We start from the raw sequence: 16006 nt of genomic DNA, 5'->3' as shown, positions 1-16006 counted from the left end.
TTAGCTTTACTGCACCAGATAGGGTTTTCGGTATGGCCGGACCCGGTCGGCAAAACTGTCATCCGGCGGGAAATCGCCCATCAGATAAGGGTGCATGCCCTGGTTCTTTAGGTTTTGCAGGAACTGGCCGAACCCGGACAGATCCACCATTTTCGGTGCTTCGGTCAGGTGGCTGGTTTGGGTGGTTCCGGTATCCTCGACCGCGGTCTGCAAAGGCTCGACCGGAGATTCAACGAATTCTGCCAGTGTCCACTTGCGAACCCGCGCCTTGGTCCAGACAGAAGACAGGATTTCCAGTTGCTTGGTTTCGATCTGCTGCAGACGTGCGGCTTCAGCCCGGATATCGGCAAAGTTCAAATTTGATCGAAACAGCGGGATCGCCCAGGCCCCGGTTATGACAGAAATCAGCGCATTCTTGTCCCGAGCTAGGAGCCAGTTGATCTCTTGCGTGTCGGCGGGGCCGAACTGAAAACACTGTTTTTCGCCGCGTGTGTTCCAGATCAGGTTCGAAAGGAAAGCCGTTGGGTTGTAGTCCCGCAGCTTTGCGCAATCGCTGAGGCCGCCGTTGACGATGGTTTCTCCTCCAGCGAATTCAGCGCGCTTCGGGTCAAACAGGTGCCCGTGGACACGCGCGCCAGTGATGTTGCTCAACCAGGGTTCAAAATCTTCGAACACTTCGGTAAAGCCCTGAAAAACCGAATACGGAGAGGACGTCAGCCCGTTTTCGTTGCCGTGCCGTGGAAACCGGCTTTGCATGTACAACCCGTCACGCCCACGTGTGCGCCGTTCGACTGCTTTGGAAAACACCCGGTCAATTTTGCTCGGGTTGGGCTCTGTGGGTTTCATGGCTCCGGCCTGATCGGTCAGAAAGGCCTGATACAGGCGATCCGCGTTTGGCCAGGCTTTACGGGCAACAAAACAGTCGGACCTGCGCAGCAGCTGCAGGTGATCGTCATAGAAAATATGCGGACGACCCTGATAGTCGAATTTGGACAGGGTCAGAGACCGACTTTCGATATGGGTCGAATACAGGCGCGCCAGCGTCTGGAAGTAACTTTCGTCGGGAATCCAGACGCGCCGGAAATACCGGTCATAGGTCTCGCGTTTTGGATCCTGCAATATGGCTGACAGGGTTTGGCGGGTCAGGCACCACCATTGACTACCCATATGCGGCACCAACCCTTCGGGTATGTAGCGTCGAATGCGCAATGCGCGTTGAAGTTTCACATAGCCATCGAACAGTTTGCGGTTCTTGCGCCACGAGAACGGAAATCTCAGAGTAAAGCGTTCCTGATCCAAGCCCCCCATAGTCCAGCTTACATCAGAGGTTGTGGCGCTTTCGACGAAATCCACGCGCGGCCGGTCCGAGAGGTAATTGACCAGTTCATCCACTGGTCGCAACGGAAGACAAGACCCCGAAGTCAGGAAAACATGGCGGACATCGGGGAATGTCTCAAGCATCAGCGTGGCGGCAGATTGCGAGGCGGCAACGATGCCCCACCCACCCCAGTTGCAGACATGACGGTCAGAAAACCGGATCAGCGGGTCATTCGCACAGGCGTCAACGAATTCCGCATAGACCTTGTTTGACACCTTGCGATCCACATGGATCACCACCGGGCACCCCGAAGAGGTCCAGTGTCGAGCCACTTGCCCGGCCCGGTTCAGCGAGGTGTGAACCAGCATAATGATGCCCAGGTCGCTCATGCCCAGTTTCCTTTCGACATGAGGCCCAGAATCTCAAGCTGTCGCCAGTTGATGTAGGTTTCGGATTTGTCACACCAAAACTCGGGCATGTCTGCCAGATGTTCGGCATAGGCGCGATATTCGTCAGAGCTGCGGTAATGCTGGCCGCGCTCCATCTCTTCCTGGGCCTTCTCACCCAATGTGCTGATAAGTTTAGCGTGCAACAACGCACCGCTTGTTTTTTCACCACCCCATTCATCAAACACCTGGTTCAATCCACGTGGAAGCAGCGCATGGGTCGAGCTGACATAGACATAGCGCTTGTCCCATTTCACCAATGGTATCTTGTTTAATGCGGGCGCTTTTTTCGGCGTGTCCTTAAAGAACACACGCGCACGGGGTCCGCCTTGAATCCAGAGATTTCCGTAGGTTGGGTTCTTTGTGATCGTATAATTGCCTGCATCAAACCATTTGGCGATTTCGAACGGGTTTTGGCCCTCGGAATAGATAGCGTCTTCGACTGGCCCTTCGGGATACATGTCGATCAGCATTGCACTGAAGCTGCGCACGGCGCAGCCGTCCAGCCAGTCGGTCAGGGCGCGGATCGGCCGGGTATCGCAGAATGGATAGATGAAGAATTCGTCTGGATCGACGGTCAGAACCCAGTGGCGGTGTGCATATTTGCGCAGCAGGTAGTTTGTCCAGTCCACCCCAAACGACGCACGCTTATAGCTTGCATCGGCTCGCCAGACCGAGACGTCGGGTTGACCCGCCAGATATTCAAGTGACCCGTCATTGCTGGCGTTATCAACGAACAGAAAATGGTTTATGCCCAGCTGCCGGTAGTAGGCCAGAAAATATGGCAGGCGGATTTTCTCATTCCGTATGACGCTGACCAGCAGGACGTCTTTCCGTTTTATCGAATTTGTATTTACGGAAACGGGAATAAGGTCGCGCCGCTTTCGAAGACAGCGCAGGATACGGCGCTTGCGCCGCAATCTCATTCGGTATGAATCCAATAGGCCCACGCGACTGCCCAACCTTTGTTATTTACGCGAGCGTGCCCGGAGGCTGTACAAGCCAGAGTGGTACCGGACAATTGCCGTTTTATGCCATTTTTCCATCTTTCGAAGCAACGACTTTAAAAACCGTTAGTTCGAGTTGTGACTTTACCAGTCAATTATTCCCATCAGGCCCAGCTGCTGCAAAGATTCCCAACCAGTGTATCGCTTGGAATCAGGCGTCCACATGACAGGGTGTTCCATGATGCCGTCATAGTAGTCTGCAAACTGTTCAGGATCGTGAAAGTGTTGCCGGCGCTCTTTCTCGATCTTTGATTTTTCCACAACTTCGGGCAGGAATTTTGTGTGTAACAAGACACCAGATGACGCTGTGTCACCGGGTCCTCCGTAACTGGCGTTCAAGTAGCGTGGCAATGCGGAATGGCACGAATTCACATAGGCGTAGCGCCGCGACCACCGGACCAGTGGGATTTTGTTCAGCGTCGGGGATCGGCGTGGGGCGTCGGCAAAGAACATACGCTCGCGCGCGCCGCCCTGCACCCAAAGGTTGCCGAGCGGGCTTTGCCGTTGTGTCCGGTAGGGCGCGGCATCAAACCAACTCACCACCTCGGTCGGGTCGGTTTCAGGATCGTAGCCTTGTTCCCCCAACGGGCCTTTGGGATAAAGATCCAGCATCAGCGCGCCAAACGCTACACGTCCCTGATCATCTAACCATTTCGTCAGGTCCGGTAGGGGCCGGGTGTCATGATCGGGGTAAATCAACAACTCATCCGCATCGACCATCAGAGTCCAGTGGTGGTGCCCATAGCGCATTTGCAACCAAGTCAGCCAATCCAACCCATAGCGCGACGTGCGATAGCTGTCCCGGGTCTGCCACAGTGACACGTCCGGCTGTTCCTTGAGAAAGGGCGCCGAGCCATCGTCGCTGTCGTTGTCGACGATCAGAAAGTGATCAACCCCCAATGCGCGATAATGGCGCAGGAACCAGGGCAGGCGGGTGATTTCATTGCGCAGCGTGGTGAAGGCCAGGATACCACCGGGTTTAATGTTCGCCGTGCGGTCGCTCAGACTGGACAATAGATGGCGGCTGCGAAAGGACCGCCACAACAACCGCTGTCGTTTTAGCCGCAACTTGTACATTTGCACCCATGAGATGGGCGGAAGCGTATCTTCCCCTGTACCAGTCACAATAAGCTCATTTTTCGTAATGACCGTTCTGATGCCAGCGCCACGCATCGGCAATCATCGTCTCTAATGTGGACCTTTTGGGCGACCAGCCTAGTTCCTCGCCAGCGCGCACAGAACCAGAAACCAACTTTGTGCAATCCCCAGCCCGGCGCGGTCCAATCGAATAGGGCACGTCGCGGTTGGTGACGGCGTTGGAGTGGCTGATCACCTCCATCACCGAGAAACCAGAGCCGGTGCCCAGGTTGAAGACGCGGCTGTCTTTGCCTTGTTCCAACCAGTTCAATCCCAAAACGTGGGCATCGACCAGATCGCAAACATGCACATAATCGCGGATGCAGGTGCCGTCTGGTGTTTCGTAGTCCGTCCCAAAAACAGTCAGCCCGTCGCGCTTGCCGTCGATGGCGTCCAGCATCAGCGGCACAAGGTGGGTTTCCGGGCGGTGGAACTCGCCCACCTCGCCATCGGGATCGGCACCGGCCACGTTGAAATACCGAAAGATCACGTGGTTCAGCCCGTGCGCGGCCTTGAAATCGCGCAGGATATCTTCGATGGCACGTTTTGAGGCGCCGTATGCGTTCAGCGGCAGTTGCGGCGTGTCTTCGTCCAGCACCACATTGTCATGCTCGCCATAGGTGGCGCAGGTGGACGAGAATACAAAGTTCTCACATCCGGCGGCCACCGTGGCTTCGATCAAATTCAGCGAACCGATCACGTTGTTGGACCAGTATTTGCCGGGCTCGGACATGGCCTCACCCACTTGGCTGAGGGCAGCAAAGTGCATTACGGCCACGGGTTCGTATTTGGCGAACACCTCATCCAGTCGAGCACGATTCATCAGATCGCCCTGTTCGAACGGACCAAACTTCACCGCGTCCTGCCAGCCGGTAACCAGATTGTCGAAGGTCACAGGCGTGTAACCGGCTTGAGAAAGCGCCTTACAGGCATGAGATCCAATGTACCCGGCACCGCCAGTGACAAGAATATTTTTCATAGATCGTTCCAAATTGCGGTGCCACGCCCGGTTAGACGCCGTCTTGACAGGGGTTCAGGTGAAAATGGGTCAATCCAACCCCATAGCGGCCATCATCTCTTCGAGTTTCGGCACATCTTGTGGGTTGTTCAATTCCCAGAATTGGCGGCCCTTCGCCTCCACCTCAACGCACAGAACCTTGCGACCGTTTTCCATGAAGCGCAGCTGTTCCAGCCCTTCCAATTGCTCCAAAGGTCCCACTGGCCAGGTTGGATAGGCTGACAGCGCATCGGGGCGATAGGCGTAGACGCCGACATGGTGAAACACCGGTGTCGGTTTGGTGCCAGCAAAAGTTTCGGCAGTAAAAGGCACGACTTCTTTCGAGAAATACATTGCGCTGTGATCGGTGGCAAATACGGCTGTTGTGCCGCCGACCCGCCCGTTTTTACGATCATTCAGCAGGCTGTTCAAAGCATCTCCGTCACAACGCAGAACTGGCGTTGCGACCCCGGCGTCGGGCGCGACGCGCAGACCGGCGATCAGGTCTTCGACAAACCAATGTGGTGTCAGTGGTGCATCCCCTTGCAGGTTCACCACGATCTCATAGCCCGCGCCCAGAGCAGTATGGGCCTCGGCGCAGCGCTCGGTGCCATTGCCGCAAGACTCGGATGTCATCACCACCTCAGCCCCGAACCGCTCGGCCACGTCGCGGATTCGGTCGTCATCGGTGGCGACAACCACCTTGTCCACACCTGACACAGAACAGGCGGCGCGCCACGATCGTTCGATCAGGGTCATCGCGTTGCCGCTTGCCCCGGTCAGCGGAACCAGCGGCTTGCCAGGGTAGCGGGTCGAGGCATAGCGGGCGGGGATGGCAATCAATACGGACATCAGGCCTCCTTCAGGTCAACGCCCGGAGCGTAGGCGATAAAGAACGGGTTTGCATAGCCGTCCTTGCCGTAGGTCAATGACGAGTGGTCATCGAAACGAACAACCTTGCCGCCCGCACCCGCCAAAACGGCGTGACCGGCGGCTGTGTCCCACTCCATCGTGCGCCCGACGCGGGGATAGAGGTCCGCTTCCCCTGTTGCGACCAGACAGAATTTCAGGGACGAGCCCGCGCTTTTGCTGTCCTTGACCTGATATTTGTTGATGTAATCTTCGGTCGCCTGATCGCGGTGTGATTTTGACGCGACGATCAAAAGTGCCGAATTGTTCGGTTCAGACACCGAAATCGGGGTTACGTCACCGGCCTGTGCCTTGTTCAGCGCGCCGGTTTCTTCAACCGATTGGCCGTCAGCTTGCGTGTAGAACATGCGCCCCTTGGCCGGTGCATACACAACGCCGCGGGTTGGCACTCCGTTTTCAACCAGTGCGATGTTCACCGTGAAATCACCGCGCCGGTTGATGAATTCCTTGGTGCCGTCCAGCGGATCGACGATCAGAAATGTGTCGCCTTTTTCGGAATGTGATGCGGCCTGTTCTTCGGTCACTAGTAGAATATCCGGGAACGCCGCGCGCAAACCTGCCGAAATCAGGGCATCGGCTGCCTCGTCCGCTTCTGTCACGGGGCTGGCGTCGGATTTGACTTTGACGTCGAAATCATCCGACTCGTAGATCTGCATGATCGTGTCCCCGGCTTCCAGCGCCAGACGTCTGATTACGGGAATAAGGGCGTCATAGGTCACAAAAATGCTCCGTTGCTGTAGTTTGTTGATCGAAATCCTTGTGGGTCTTATGCTGTGCCGGTTACGGAACGGCAAGAATTTCGTGGCAGTTTGCAGGCAGTTCAGCGGGAAAGAGTGCACTGAGTGTTTTATTTTAAGCGGAATCAGACGCTTCTGGGCGGCGCTTTCACGACTTCCGAGCTTATCTTCCATGCGGTGGCGCATGGAATACGGTCCAAACACTCGAATGCTGTGATCGCGATCATTGTGAATATCTTGCAAATTCTCGCACTTGTGACCGTGTTTTACCTGATCATGTCGATGCTGGGCACGCGGGTCGCCAAGATCAGGGGTAACATTATCCTATTTCTGTTGTCAGGTGTCTTTCTGTTCCTGACCCATATCAAAGCCGTCTCGTCCGTCTCTGGCGTGGCAACAGGAAACAACCCGATGATGCTGCACTCTCCGATGAACATGATGGTTGCGCTGTTGGCAACCGCATTTGGGTCGCTTTACACGCAGTTGGTCTCGATCCTTGTGATCCTTTTCATCTACACTGTCGCAGTTGAGCCATTGGAGATCCAAGAACCGGGTGGCGCGTTCTATATGTTGATATTGGCCTGGTTTACCGGATGCGCGGTGGGCGTCGTGTTTATGGCAATCTCGCCATGGTTTCCCACCACCACGGGAATTCTCAGTACAATCTATCGACGTCTGAACATGATTTTTTCTGGTAAAATGGTTGTAGGGAACGCGCTAGGCGGCTTCATGCTGAGTTTCTTTGCCTGGAACCCGTTGTTTCACATAATCGACCAGTGCCGCGGCTTTGTCTTTCGCAATTACTTTCCGCGAAACACCAGTTGGGAATATGCGATTTGGGTTGGACTGGCCTTGTTGATGATTGGGTTGCTGGGTATCTTTTTCACCCGTCAGCATGTGTCAGCCAGTTGGGGCGCGCGCCGCTAGTTTGCGACCCGTAAGGTCAGGTTAATCCGTCCGCCTTTGGGCAACAGCTTGGATGAACCGAAACGGATGCGGTCTACCCCGTGATAGGTCAGGCGGGCGGGGCCGCCCATGACTACGACGTCGCCGGAGTTCAGCCAGATCGACTCGGTCTTGCCGCCCCGGGTTTCGTTTCCGATGCGGAAAAGGGCATCGTCGCCCAGGGATATCGACAGGACAGGCCAGGAAAAATCGGCCTCGTCCTTGTCTTGATGCAGCCCCATGCGCGCACCTTCGCCGTAATAGTTGATCAGACAGCAATCCGGATCGCGTTGGGTGCTGGCAAGCTTGCGCCAGATGCCCAGTATCGTATCAGGAATGTCCGGCCACACCGTTCCTTTAGGGTGCTGCGCCTGATATCGGTAGCCCCCTTTGTCAGTGACCCAACCAAACGCTCCTGCTGAGGTCATGCGCACCGACATTTCCTTGCCCGAGGGCGTAACCGGCCGGAACAGCGGCGCAGATTTCAGAATCGGGCGCAACGCCTCAATCAGTTGCGTTTGTGCCGCAACGTCCAGATAGGCTTTTCTGATGTCAAATCCGCGCAAGAGCAGCCGCGCCATTGAAGATTCCCCAATCCTTGCCAAAACCTTGTCAAAAAGGCCGCAGATTCCCGAAAACCTGCCTTTTACACCGCTTGCAGGCCTCTGATCTCGCCCTTATATACGCCGGGACGCGCGATGGTGTAGTGCTGTTGCGCAAACCAGATCGGGACCGGACGCCATAACGGGTCCGGACCTCGAGACATCGCCTTGAAGAGAAAGGGATTGAACATATGGGAAAAGTAATCGGTATTGACCTCGGCACCACCAACTCGTGTGTGGCCATCATGGACGGCTCTCAGCCAAAGGTCATTGAAAACGCAGAAGGGGCGCGGACCACGCCCTCGATCGTCGCCTTCACCGAAGATGAGCGTCTGGTCGGTCAGCCTGCAAAACGTCAGGCGGTCACCAACCCCGACAACACGATCTTTGGCGTCAAGCGTCTGATCGGTCGTCGTGTGGATGATGCAGAAGTCCAGAAGGACAAGAAAATGGTGCCGTACGCCATCGTGGATGGCGGCAACGGTGACGCGTGGGTGGAAGCCCGCGGTGAAAAATACTCTCCAAGCCAGATTTCGGCCTTCACTCTAGGCAAGATGAAGGAAACCGCCGAGAGCTATCTGGGTGAAGAAGTCACACAGGCGGTCATTACCGTTCCGGCATATTTCAACGACGCACAGCGTCAGGCCACCAAAGACGCAGGCAAAATCGCCGGTCTGGAAGTGCTGCGGATCATCAACGAACCGACAGCGGCTGCGCTGGCCTATGGTCTGGACAAAGAAGAAACCCAAACCATCGCGGTCTATGACCTTGGTGGTGGTACGTTCGACGTGACCATTCTGGAAATCGACGACGGACTGTTCGAGGTCAAATCGACCAACGGCGACACCTTCCTAGGTGGTGAAGACTTTGACATGCGCATCGTCAACTACCTGGCGGATGAGTTCAAAAAGGAACACGGTGTCGATCTGTCCAGCGACAAGATGGCCCTGCAGCGTCTGAAAGAAGCCGCGGAAAAAGCCAAGATCGAACTGTCCTCGACCTCGCAGACCGAGATCAACCAGCCGTTCATCTCGATGGGCGCCAACGGTCAGCCGCTGCACATGGTCATGAAACTGACCCGTGCCAAGCTGGAATCGCTGGTCGGCGATCTGATCAAGAAGTCGATGAAACCCTGTCAGGCCGCATTGAAAGATGCCGGTCTGTCGGCAGGCGACATTGATGAGGTTGTTCTGGTCGGTGGTATGACCCGCATGCCGAAGGTGATCGAAGAGGTCACCAAATTCTTTGGCAAAGAGCCCCACAAAGGCGTGAACCCGGACGAAGTTGTTGCCATGGGTGCCGCCATTCAGGCCGGCGTTCTGCAAGGCGACGTCAAAGACGTGGTTCTGCTGGACGTAACCCCGCTTTCGCTGGGTATCGAGACGTTGGGTGGCGTGTTCACTCGTCTTATCGACCGTAACACCACGATCCCGACGAAAAAGTCTCAGGTCTTCTCGACCGCCGAGGACAACCAGAACGCTGTGACCATCCGCTGTTTCCAGGGTGAGCGCGAAATGGCTGCGGATAACAAGATCCTGGGTCAGTTCAACCTTGAAGATATCCCGCCCGCACCGCGCGGCATGCCTCAGATCGAGGTGACTTTTGACATCGACGCCAACGGCATTGTCTCGGTTTCGGCCAAGGACAAAGGTACCGGCAAAGAGCAGAAGATCACCATCCAGGCATCGGGTGGTCTGTCGGACGAAGATATCGACAAGATGGTCAAGGACGCCGAAGAGAACGCCGAGGCGGACAAGGAACGCCGCGAGCTGATCGAGGCGAAGAACCAGGCGGAAAGCCTCATCCACTCGACCGAGAAGTCGATGGAAGAGCATGCCGACAAGGTCGACCCGACCACCATCGAAGCCATCGAGCTGGCGATTGTCGCGCTGAAGGACGAGCTGGAAACCGAGAATGCCGACAAGATCAAGTCAGGCATTCAGAACGTGACCGAAGCCGCCATGAAGCTGGGCGAAGCCATCTACAAGGCGCAGTCTGAAGAGACCGAGGATGAGCCAGCGGCGGCGGATGCCGCTCCGGCTGGTGAAGACGATATCGTCGATGCCGAATTCGAAGATCTTGACGACGAAAAGCGTAAGTAACGGGAAACCGGGCCAATTCGGGCCGGTCCGGTCACCGGGCCGGCCCGATTACGTTGCGGCAGAAGGAAATACTGATGTCAAAACGCGACTACTATGATGTGCTCGGCGTGTCCAAGGGCGCATCAGCGGACGAGATCAAGAAGGGCTTTCGCACGAAAGCCAAGGAATTGCATCCCGACCGCAACAAGGACAACCCGGATTCCGAGGCTCAGTTCAAAGAAGCGAACGAAGCTTACGACGTCTTGCGCGATGCCGAAAAAAAGGCCGCGTATGACCGTTTTGGTCATGCCGCGTTTGAAAACGGTATGGGCGGCGGTGGCCGTCCCGGCGGCGGATTTGGCGGACAGGGCGATTTCTCCAGTGCCTTCTCGGACGTGTTCGATGACCTGTTCGGCGATTTTATGGGTGGTCAGCGCGGTGCTACCGGGGGTGGTCGACGGGCCGCGCGCGGGTCAGACCTGCGTTACAACCTGCGTGTAAGCTTGGAAGAAGCATTCTCTGGCCTGCAAAAGACGATCAACGTGCCTGCTGCCGTGGCCTGCTCGGCCTGTGACGGCTCGGGTGCGGAAGGCGGGGTTGAGCCCACAACCTGCCCGACCTGTTCGGGCATGGGAAAAGTGCGGGCGCAACAGGGCTTTTTCACAGTTGAACGGTCGTGTCCGACTTGTTCGGGTCTGGGTCAAATTATCAAGAACCCCTGTAAATCATGCGGCGGCGCCGGGCGCGTCGAAAAAGAACGCGCGCTGTCGGTCAACATTCCAGCTGGTGTCGAAACCGGCACACGCATCCGTCTTGCGGGCGAAGGTGAGGCCGGGATGCGCGGTGGTCCTCCGGGCGACCTGTATATTTTTGTCGAAGTTTCGGACCACAAGCTGTTCGAGCGCGACAGCGTAAACCTGTATTGCCGCGTTCCGGTCAGCATGGCTAAGGCAGCGCTGGGCGGTTCGATCGAAGTGCCCACCATCGACGGTGGCCGTGGTCGCGTGCAAATTCCGGCTGGCAGTCAGTCAGGACGTCAGATGCGCTTGCGCAGCAAAGGCATGCCCGCCCTTCGCGGCGGTGGCGTTGGCGATATGTTCATCGAACTGGCCGTCGAAACCCCGGTCAATCTGACCAGCCGTCAAAAAGAGCTTCTGCGTGAGTTCGACGATCTGGGCGAAGATAACCATCCGGAATCAAAAAGCTTTTTCTCGTCAGTCAAGTCATTTTGGGACGGTATGAAGGGCTGAACCTGCACACCTGAACATCAAACAGAAGCCGGTCCGTTGAGGCCGGCTTTTGCATTTCATAAGTCCAGTTTGACCGTAATCTGCACCAAAATTGGCCCTTGATTCCCCCACCATCCCCTGAGAGTGTCGCCCCAACCGTTGGGGTGCCCTGTTTGGGGGCTGAGAGGCGTGAACGCGCTAACCCATCGAACCTGATCCGGGCAATACCGGCGTAGGGAACGGTCTTATAGTGCTTAGACGTTTTCCATGCCCGTTGCCCATTTTGAACTGGAGCAACGACATGGCACCCATTGCCTTAACAATCGCAGGATCTGACAGCGGCGGAGGGGCTGGAATTCAGGCTGACCTCAAGGCGATGTCCGCGCTTGGCGTTTACGGGGCCAGCGTGATTACCGCAGTGACGGCGCAGAATACTCGCGCAGTTACGGCGGTGCATGGCATCCCTCTGGACGTAATTGTAGCCCAGATCGAGGCTGTTCTGACCGACCTGGATGTTGGTGCGATCAAGATCGGAATGCTGGCGACCCCTCAGATCATCCGACGTGTCGCAGACAGTATCGCCGAATTTGATGGGCCGGTAGTTTTGGATCCGGTCATGATCGCGAAATCCGGCGATGCCTTGCTGGCAGAAGAGGCGGTGCAAACCCTGCGCGACGTATTGTTGCCACGCGCGACGGTGTTAACGCCAAACCTGCCCGAAGCAGCCTGCCTGCTGGGCTCTGAGTCTGCGGACAGCCTCGAACAGATGATCGCACAAGGGCAAGATCTGTGTGCACTTGGCGCTGGTGCGGTTCTGATGAAGGGCGGTCACGGCAAGGGTGACATCTGCCATGACATATTGATCTCACATTCGGGCGTGATTGCTCAGTTTCAAGCGCCGCGCCGACAGACCCGCAACACCCACGGAACCGGCTGCACCCTGTCCTCATCCATAGCGGCCGGGTTGGCTAAGGGCCTTTCGCTGCCCCAGGCCGTGGCGCAAGCACATGACTATCTGCAGGGCGCTATCGCTCAGGCCGATGCTTTGAACATCGGGCAAGGTCACGGGCCTGTTCATCACTTCCATCAGGTTTGGCCAGCGTGACCGTCTGGTCGATCATAGGCGCAGGTGTGGCCGGGTTGGCCGTTGCATCCGAACTTGTCGCGCGCGGGGCCAAGGTTCAGGTGTTTGATCCAGGCGGTGCACCGGGGCCGCATGGCTGCTCCTGGTGGGCGGGCGGAATGTTGGCACCTTGGTGCGAGTATGAAAACGCGGAGGAACCTGTCCTGCGTCTGGGGCAAATGGCAATCGACTGGTGGGCCAAGCGAACTCAGGTCCACAGGCGTGGCACACTGGTTGTTGCTAAAGCACGGGACCTGCCGGATCTACGTCGTTTCGCCCGACGAACGAAGGGATTTTCTGAAGTTGATGACAGAATAATGACCTTATTAGAGCCTGATCTCCATGGTTTCAAAAAGGGTCTCTACTTTGATGCGGAAGCCCAATTGAATCCACGTCAGGCCTTACTGGATCTGTCACACCAGCTTCAGGATCACGGTGTTGAATTCCATTATGCGCCCGCTCCGACGGGATTGGACAACGCCATTGATTGCCGAGGTCTGCACGCGCGCGAAAACCTGCAGGACTTGCGCGGCGTGAAGGGTGAGATGCTGGTGATCCGGTGCCCAGACGTGACACTGACCCGGCCTATACGCCTGCTTCATCCACGGATGCCGCTGTATATCGTTCCACGCGGCGACGGTGTCTACATGCTGGGCGCCACGATGATCGAATCCGAGGACAGCAGCCGAATTACCGCACGCTCGATGCTTGAGTTGCTGAGCGCAGCCTACGCCCTGAACCCCGCCTTTGGTGAGGCTGAAGTGTTGGAAATCGGTGTCGATCTGCGCCCGGCTTTCCCCGACAACCTGCCGCGTATTCGGCGGCTAGGACCGACAATCTACGCCAACGGCCTCTACCGCCACGGCTACCTGCTGGCTCCTGCACTGGCCAAGGGCGTGGCTGACCTGGCGTTGGACACCAAACATTCGGAGATGGTTGATGAAGATCGTACTTAACGGCGAGATGCGCGACGTGCAGGCCGGAACTCTTGCCGATCTTTTGCAGGAATGCGGGTTTTCGGGCCGGGTGGCGACGGCTGTGAACGAGGGTTTTGTGCCCTCAAGTCTGCGCAAAGCCCAAAAAATCAAGGATGGCGATCGGATCGAAGTCGTCGCCCCGATGCAGGGGGGCTGAGCGATGAAGACCTTCTACGGCACATCACTGCCGAACCCGTTGATGCTGGGCACCGCGCAATATCCAAGCCCCGCAATCTTGGAACAGGCATTTCGGGACAGCGGGGCTGGGGTGGCCACGGTATCGTTGCGACGCGAAGCAGGCGCAGGACAAACCTTCTGGCAGATGGTCCGCGATCTGAGCGTTCTTGTCCTGCCCAACACAGCAGGTTGCCATACGGTGAAAGAAGCCGTGACGACGGCCCACATGGCGCGTGAGGTGTTTGACACCAAATGGATCAAGCTGGAACTGATCGGGCATACCGACAGCCTGCAGCCCGACGTGTTCCAATTGGTCGAGGCCGCGCGCATTCTGAGTGAAGACGGGTTCGAGGTTTTTCCGTACACCACGGACGACCTGATCGTGGGTGAGCGCCTTTTGGCGGCAGGGTGTGAAGTTCTGATGCCTTGGGGGGCCCCGATTGGTTCGGGCCGCGGTCTGAATAACGAATACGCCCTGCGCGCAATGCGGGCTGAGTTTCCCGAAGTACCACTGGTAATCGACGCAGGTATCGGCCTGCCCAGCCACGCCGCTCATGCGATGGAGCTTGGGTATGATGCCGTTCTGCTGAACACCGCAGTGGCACGGGCCGGCGATCCCGCCGCAATGGCAAAGGCGATGAAGCTGGCCATCGAGGCCGGGCAATTGGCCTATCAGGCCGACCCGATCGAAGCGCGCGATATGGCCGAACCCTCGACCCCCATTATTGGAAAGGCGTTTTTGTCATGAACCTCGACCGGTTTTATCCAATCTTCGACCATTCCGACTGGCTGCGCCGGATTCTGCCCTTGGGCGTGAAATTGGTGCAGTTGCGGATCAAGGATCAACCGGACACGGTGGTACGCGAACAGATCGCGATTTCGCGGGATCTGTGCCGTGCGCATGGAGCTGTTCTGGTGGTGAATGACTATTGGCGAGCGGCGATCGACGCAGGCTGCGACTGGATTCATCTGGGGCAGGAGGATCTGGATGACGCAGATCTAAAGGCGATCCGTCGCGCAGGGCTGAAACTGGGTGTCTCGACCCATGACGATGACGAGCTTGAGCGTGTTCTGGCCATGAGCCCCGACTATGTTGCGCTTGGGCCGGTCTACCCAACGATCCTGAAAAAGATGAAATGGAAACAACAGGGCCTGCCGCGTGTCACTGAATGGAAAGCGCGCGTGGGGGAAGTCCCTTTGGTCGGTATTGGCGGGATGAGTGTCGAGCGCGCGCCGGGGGTGTTGCAGGCCGGGGCGGACAGTGTCTCAGTCGTGACAGACATCACCTTGAATGCAGACCCAGAAGCCCGCGTACGTGCGTGGATCGAGGTCACCAGATGAGCCGCTACGCTCGTCAGATGATCTTGCCGGAGGTCGGCGCGCGTGGTCAGGCTCGCCTGTCCAACGCTCGGGTTCTTGTGGTGGGGGCCGGGGGGCTGGCAGCGCCGGTTTTGCCTTTGCTGGCTGGTGCTGGGGTCGGAAATTTGACCATCATGGATTCCGATGAAGTGGCCCTGTCGAACCTTCATCGCCAGACCTTGTTTGCTGAAGGGGACTGTGGCCGCCCCAAAGCTGAAGTCGCGGCTGAGCGGTGTCAGGACATAAACTCTGAAATTACGATCTCCACGAATGATCAGGCTCTAACTAACTTAAATTCGCAACGTTTTGCCTCACAAGCCGACGTTATCCTCGATTGCGCGGACAGTTATGCGGCAAGCTATACGCTGTCGGATTCGTGTCACGCGCTGGGCAAGCCGTTGATAAGCGCCTCGGTCCTGGGGTTGTCCGGCTATGTCGGCGGTTTCTGCGGTGGTGCCCCATCTTTGCGAGCGGTTTTTCCCGACGCGCCGGGCAGCGGTGAAAGCTGTGCCACCTCCGGAGTGTTGGGCCCGGTCGTCGGAATGATTGGCGCGATGCAAGCGCAAATGGCGCTGAGCGTTATTCTCGGGCTGGACCCTTCGCCATTGGGGCAGATGGTTCAGTTCGATACTCGCACGATGCGAAGCAGCACGTTCCGCTTTGACGACGCGCCCGAGCCCGACCATCACTTCCCGTTTGTGTCGGTCTGCCAACTTACCACGGATGATCTGATCATCGAATTGCGCAGCCCGGCTGAGGCCCCTGAACCCATCCATCCCAAAGCGCTTCGCTGGTCTCCTGAATCGGTAAAACATGAGCCTAACAAGCACAAAAGGTTGGCACTTTGCTGTTCCACGGGCCTGCGTGCGTGGCGTGCCGCCGAAAAATTGCAACCGGATTGGCCGGGCGAGATCGTTCTCGTCGCGGCCTCAACCTCGTGA

General features: G+C 57.1%; 16 protein-coding genes and 1 riboswitch. Of the genes, 9 read left to right on the top strand and 7 right to left on the bottom strand.

Translation table 11 applies throughout. From position 1 onward, the window contains the following. Nucleotides 1-6: 6 nt before the first annotated feature. The 6 genes from AC2FJC_RS09120 to cysQ all read right to left on the bottom strand — a co-directional run bounded on the left by AC2FJC_RS09120 (nt 7) and on the right by cysQ (nt 6554). Nucleotides 7-1707 carry a DUF5927 domain-containing protein gene (locus AC2FJC_RS09120; protein WP_496739247.1) on the bottom strand — a complete coding sequence of 567 codons (1701 nt, stop codon included), beginning with the start codon at nt 1705-1707 and terminating at the stop codon, nt 7-9. Next, on the bottom strand, nt 1704-2690 hold the full coding sequence (locus AC2FJC_RS09115) for a glycosyltransferase family 2 protein (RefSeq protein WP_496739246.1): 987 nt from the start codon (nt 2688-2690) through the stop codon (nt 1704-1706). The genes AC2FJC_RS09120 and AC2FJC_RS09115 overlap by 4 nt, the downstream gene beginning before the upstream one ends. Nucleotides 2691-2855: 165 nt before the next feature. Further along, complete coding sequence (locus tag AC2FJC_RS09110; protein WP_496739245.1) at nt 2856-3896, bottom strand: glycosyltransferase family 2 protein; 1041 nt, start codon at nt 3894-3896, stop codon at nt 2856-2858. A 7-nt stretch (nt 3897-3903) separates the two neighbouring features. Next, entirely contained in the window at nt 3904-4887 is a 984-nt protein-coding gene (gene galE, locus AC2FJC_RS09105; RefSeq protein ID WP_496739244.1) for a UDP-glucose 4-epimerase GalE, read from the bottom strand. Between the two features lie 69 nt (nt 4888-4956). After that, nucleotides 4957-5757: a 3-deoxy-manno-octulosonate cytidylyltransferase family protein gene (locus AC2FJC_RS09100; protein WP_496739242.1), complete on the bottom strand. Its 801-nt coding sequence runs from the start codon at nt 5755-5757 to the stop codon at nt 4957-4959. Next, nucleotides 5757-6554 carry a 3'(2'),5'-bisphosphate nucleotidase CysQ gene (gene cysQ, locus AC2FJC_RS09095; RefSeq protein ID WP_282119769.1) on the bottom strand — a complete coding sequence of 266 codons (798 nt, stop codon included), beginning with the start codon at nt 6552-6554 and terminating at the stop codon, nt 5757-5759. The genes AC2FJC_RS09100 and cysQ overlap by 1 nt, the downstream gene beginning before the upstream one ends. A gap of 123 nt (nt 6555-6677) precedes the next feature. Between cysQ and AC2FJC_RS09090 the strand changes: the two genes are divergently transcribed. Beyond that, nucleotides 6678-7499, top strand: coding sequence for an ABC transporter permease (locus tag AC2FJC_RS09090; protein ID WP_496726251.1), 822 nt, complete (start codon nt 6678-6680; stop codon nt 7497-7499). On the opposite strand, the gene AC2FJC_RS09085 is transcribed toward AC2FJC_RS09090, so the two are convergent. Then, nucleotides 7496-8098, bottom strand: a complete 603-nt coding sequence (locus AC2FJC_RS09085) for an alpha-ketoglutarate-dependent dioxygenase AlkB family protein (protein ID WP_496739241.1) — start codon at nt 8096-8098, stop codon at nt 7496-7498. The genes AC2FJC_RS09090 and AC2FJC_RS09085 overlap by 4 nt on opposite strands. Nucleotides 8099-8310: 212 nt before the next feature. Between AC2FJC_RS09085 and dnaK the strand changes: the two genes are divergently transcribed. The 8 genes from dnaK to AC2FJC_RS09045 all read left to right on the top strand — a co-directional run bounded on the left by dnaK (nt 8311) and on the right by AC2FJC_RS09045 (nt 16006). Further along, a complete protein-coding gene (gene dnaK, locus AC2FJC_RS09080; RefSeq protein ID WP_058275103.1) occupies nt 8311-10221 on the top strand; it encodes a molecular chaperone DnaK in 1911 nt (636 codons plus the stop codon). Between the two features lie 74 nt (nt 10222-10295). Further along, a complete protein-coding gene (gene dnaJ / locus AC2FJC_RS09075; RefSeq protein ID WP_282119766.1) occupies nt 10296-11450 on the top strand; it encodes a molecular chaperone DnaJ in 1155 nt (384 codons plus the stop codon). Nucleotides 11451-11579: 129 nt separating this feature from the next. After that, a riboswitch (TPP riboswitch) is annotated at nt 11580-11685 on the top strand. 45 nt (nt 11686-11730) lie between these two features. After that, nucleotides 11731-12534: a bifunctional hydroxymethylpyrimidine kinase/phosphomethylpyrimidine kinase gene (thiD, locus tag AC2FJC_RS09070; protein ID WP_496739240.1), complete on the top strand. Its 804-nt coding sequence runs from the start codon at nt 11731-11733 to the stop codon at nt 12532-12534. Continuing rightward, nucleotides 12531-13508 carry an FAD-dependent oxidoreductase gene (locus tag AC2FJC_RS09065; protein ID WP_496739239.1) on the top strand — a complete coding sequence of 326 codons (978 nt, stop codon included), beginning with the start codon at nt 12531-12533 and terminating at the stop codon, nt 13506-13508. The genes thiD and AC2FJC_RS09065 overlap by 4 nt, the downstream gene beginning before the upstream one ends. Then, complete coding sequence (thiS, locus tag AC2FJC_RS09060; RefSeq protein ID WP_496739238.1) at nt 13492-13686, top strand: sulfur carrier protein ThiS; 195 nt, start codon at nt 13492-13494, stop codon at nt 13684-13686. The genes AC2FJC_RS09065 and thiS overlap by 17 nt, the downstream gene beginning before the upstream one ends. Nucleotides 13687-13689: 3 nt before the next feature. Next, nucleotides 13690-14454 (top strand): thiazole synthase, encoded by a 765-nt coding sequence (locus AC2FJC_RS09055; RefSeq protein WP_496739237.1) that lies wholly within the window; start codon nt 13690-13692, stop codon nt 14452-14454. Next, a complete protein-coding gene (locus AC2FJC_RS09050; RefSeq protein ID WP_496739236.1) occupies nt 14451-15047 on the top strand; it encodes a thiamine phosphate synthase in 597 nt (198 codons plus the stop codon). The genes AC2FJC_RS09055 and AC2FJC_RS09050 overlap by 4 nt, the downstream gene beginning before the upstream one ends. Further along, entirely contained in the window at nt 15044-16006 is a 963-nt protein-coding gene (locus AC2FJC_RS09045; protein ID WP_496739235.1) for a HesA/MoeB/ThiF family protein, read from the top strand. Before AC2FJC_RS09050 ends, AC2FJC_RS09045 begins: the two co-directional genes overlap by 4 nt.

The sequence above is a fragment of the Ruegeria sp. CDSB117 genome (assembly GCF_059611005.1).
The sequence above is the reverse complement of the archived record's forward strand: the minus strand, read 5'-3'. Positions and strand labels throughout refer to the sequence as shown.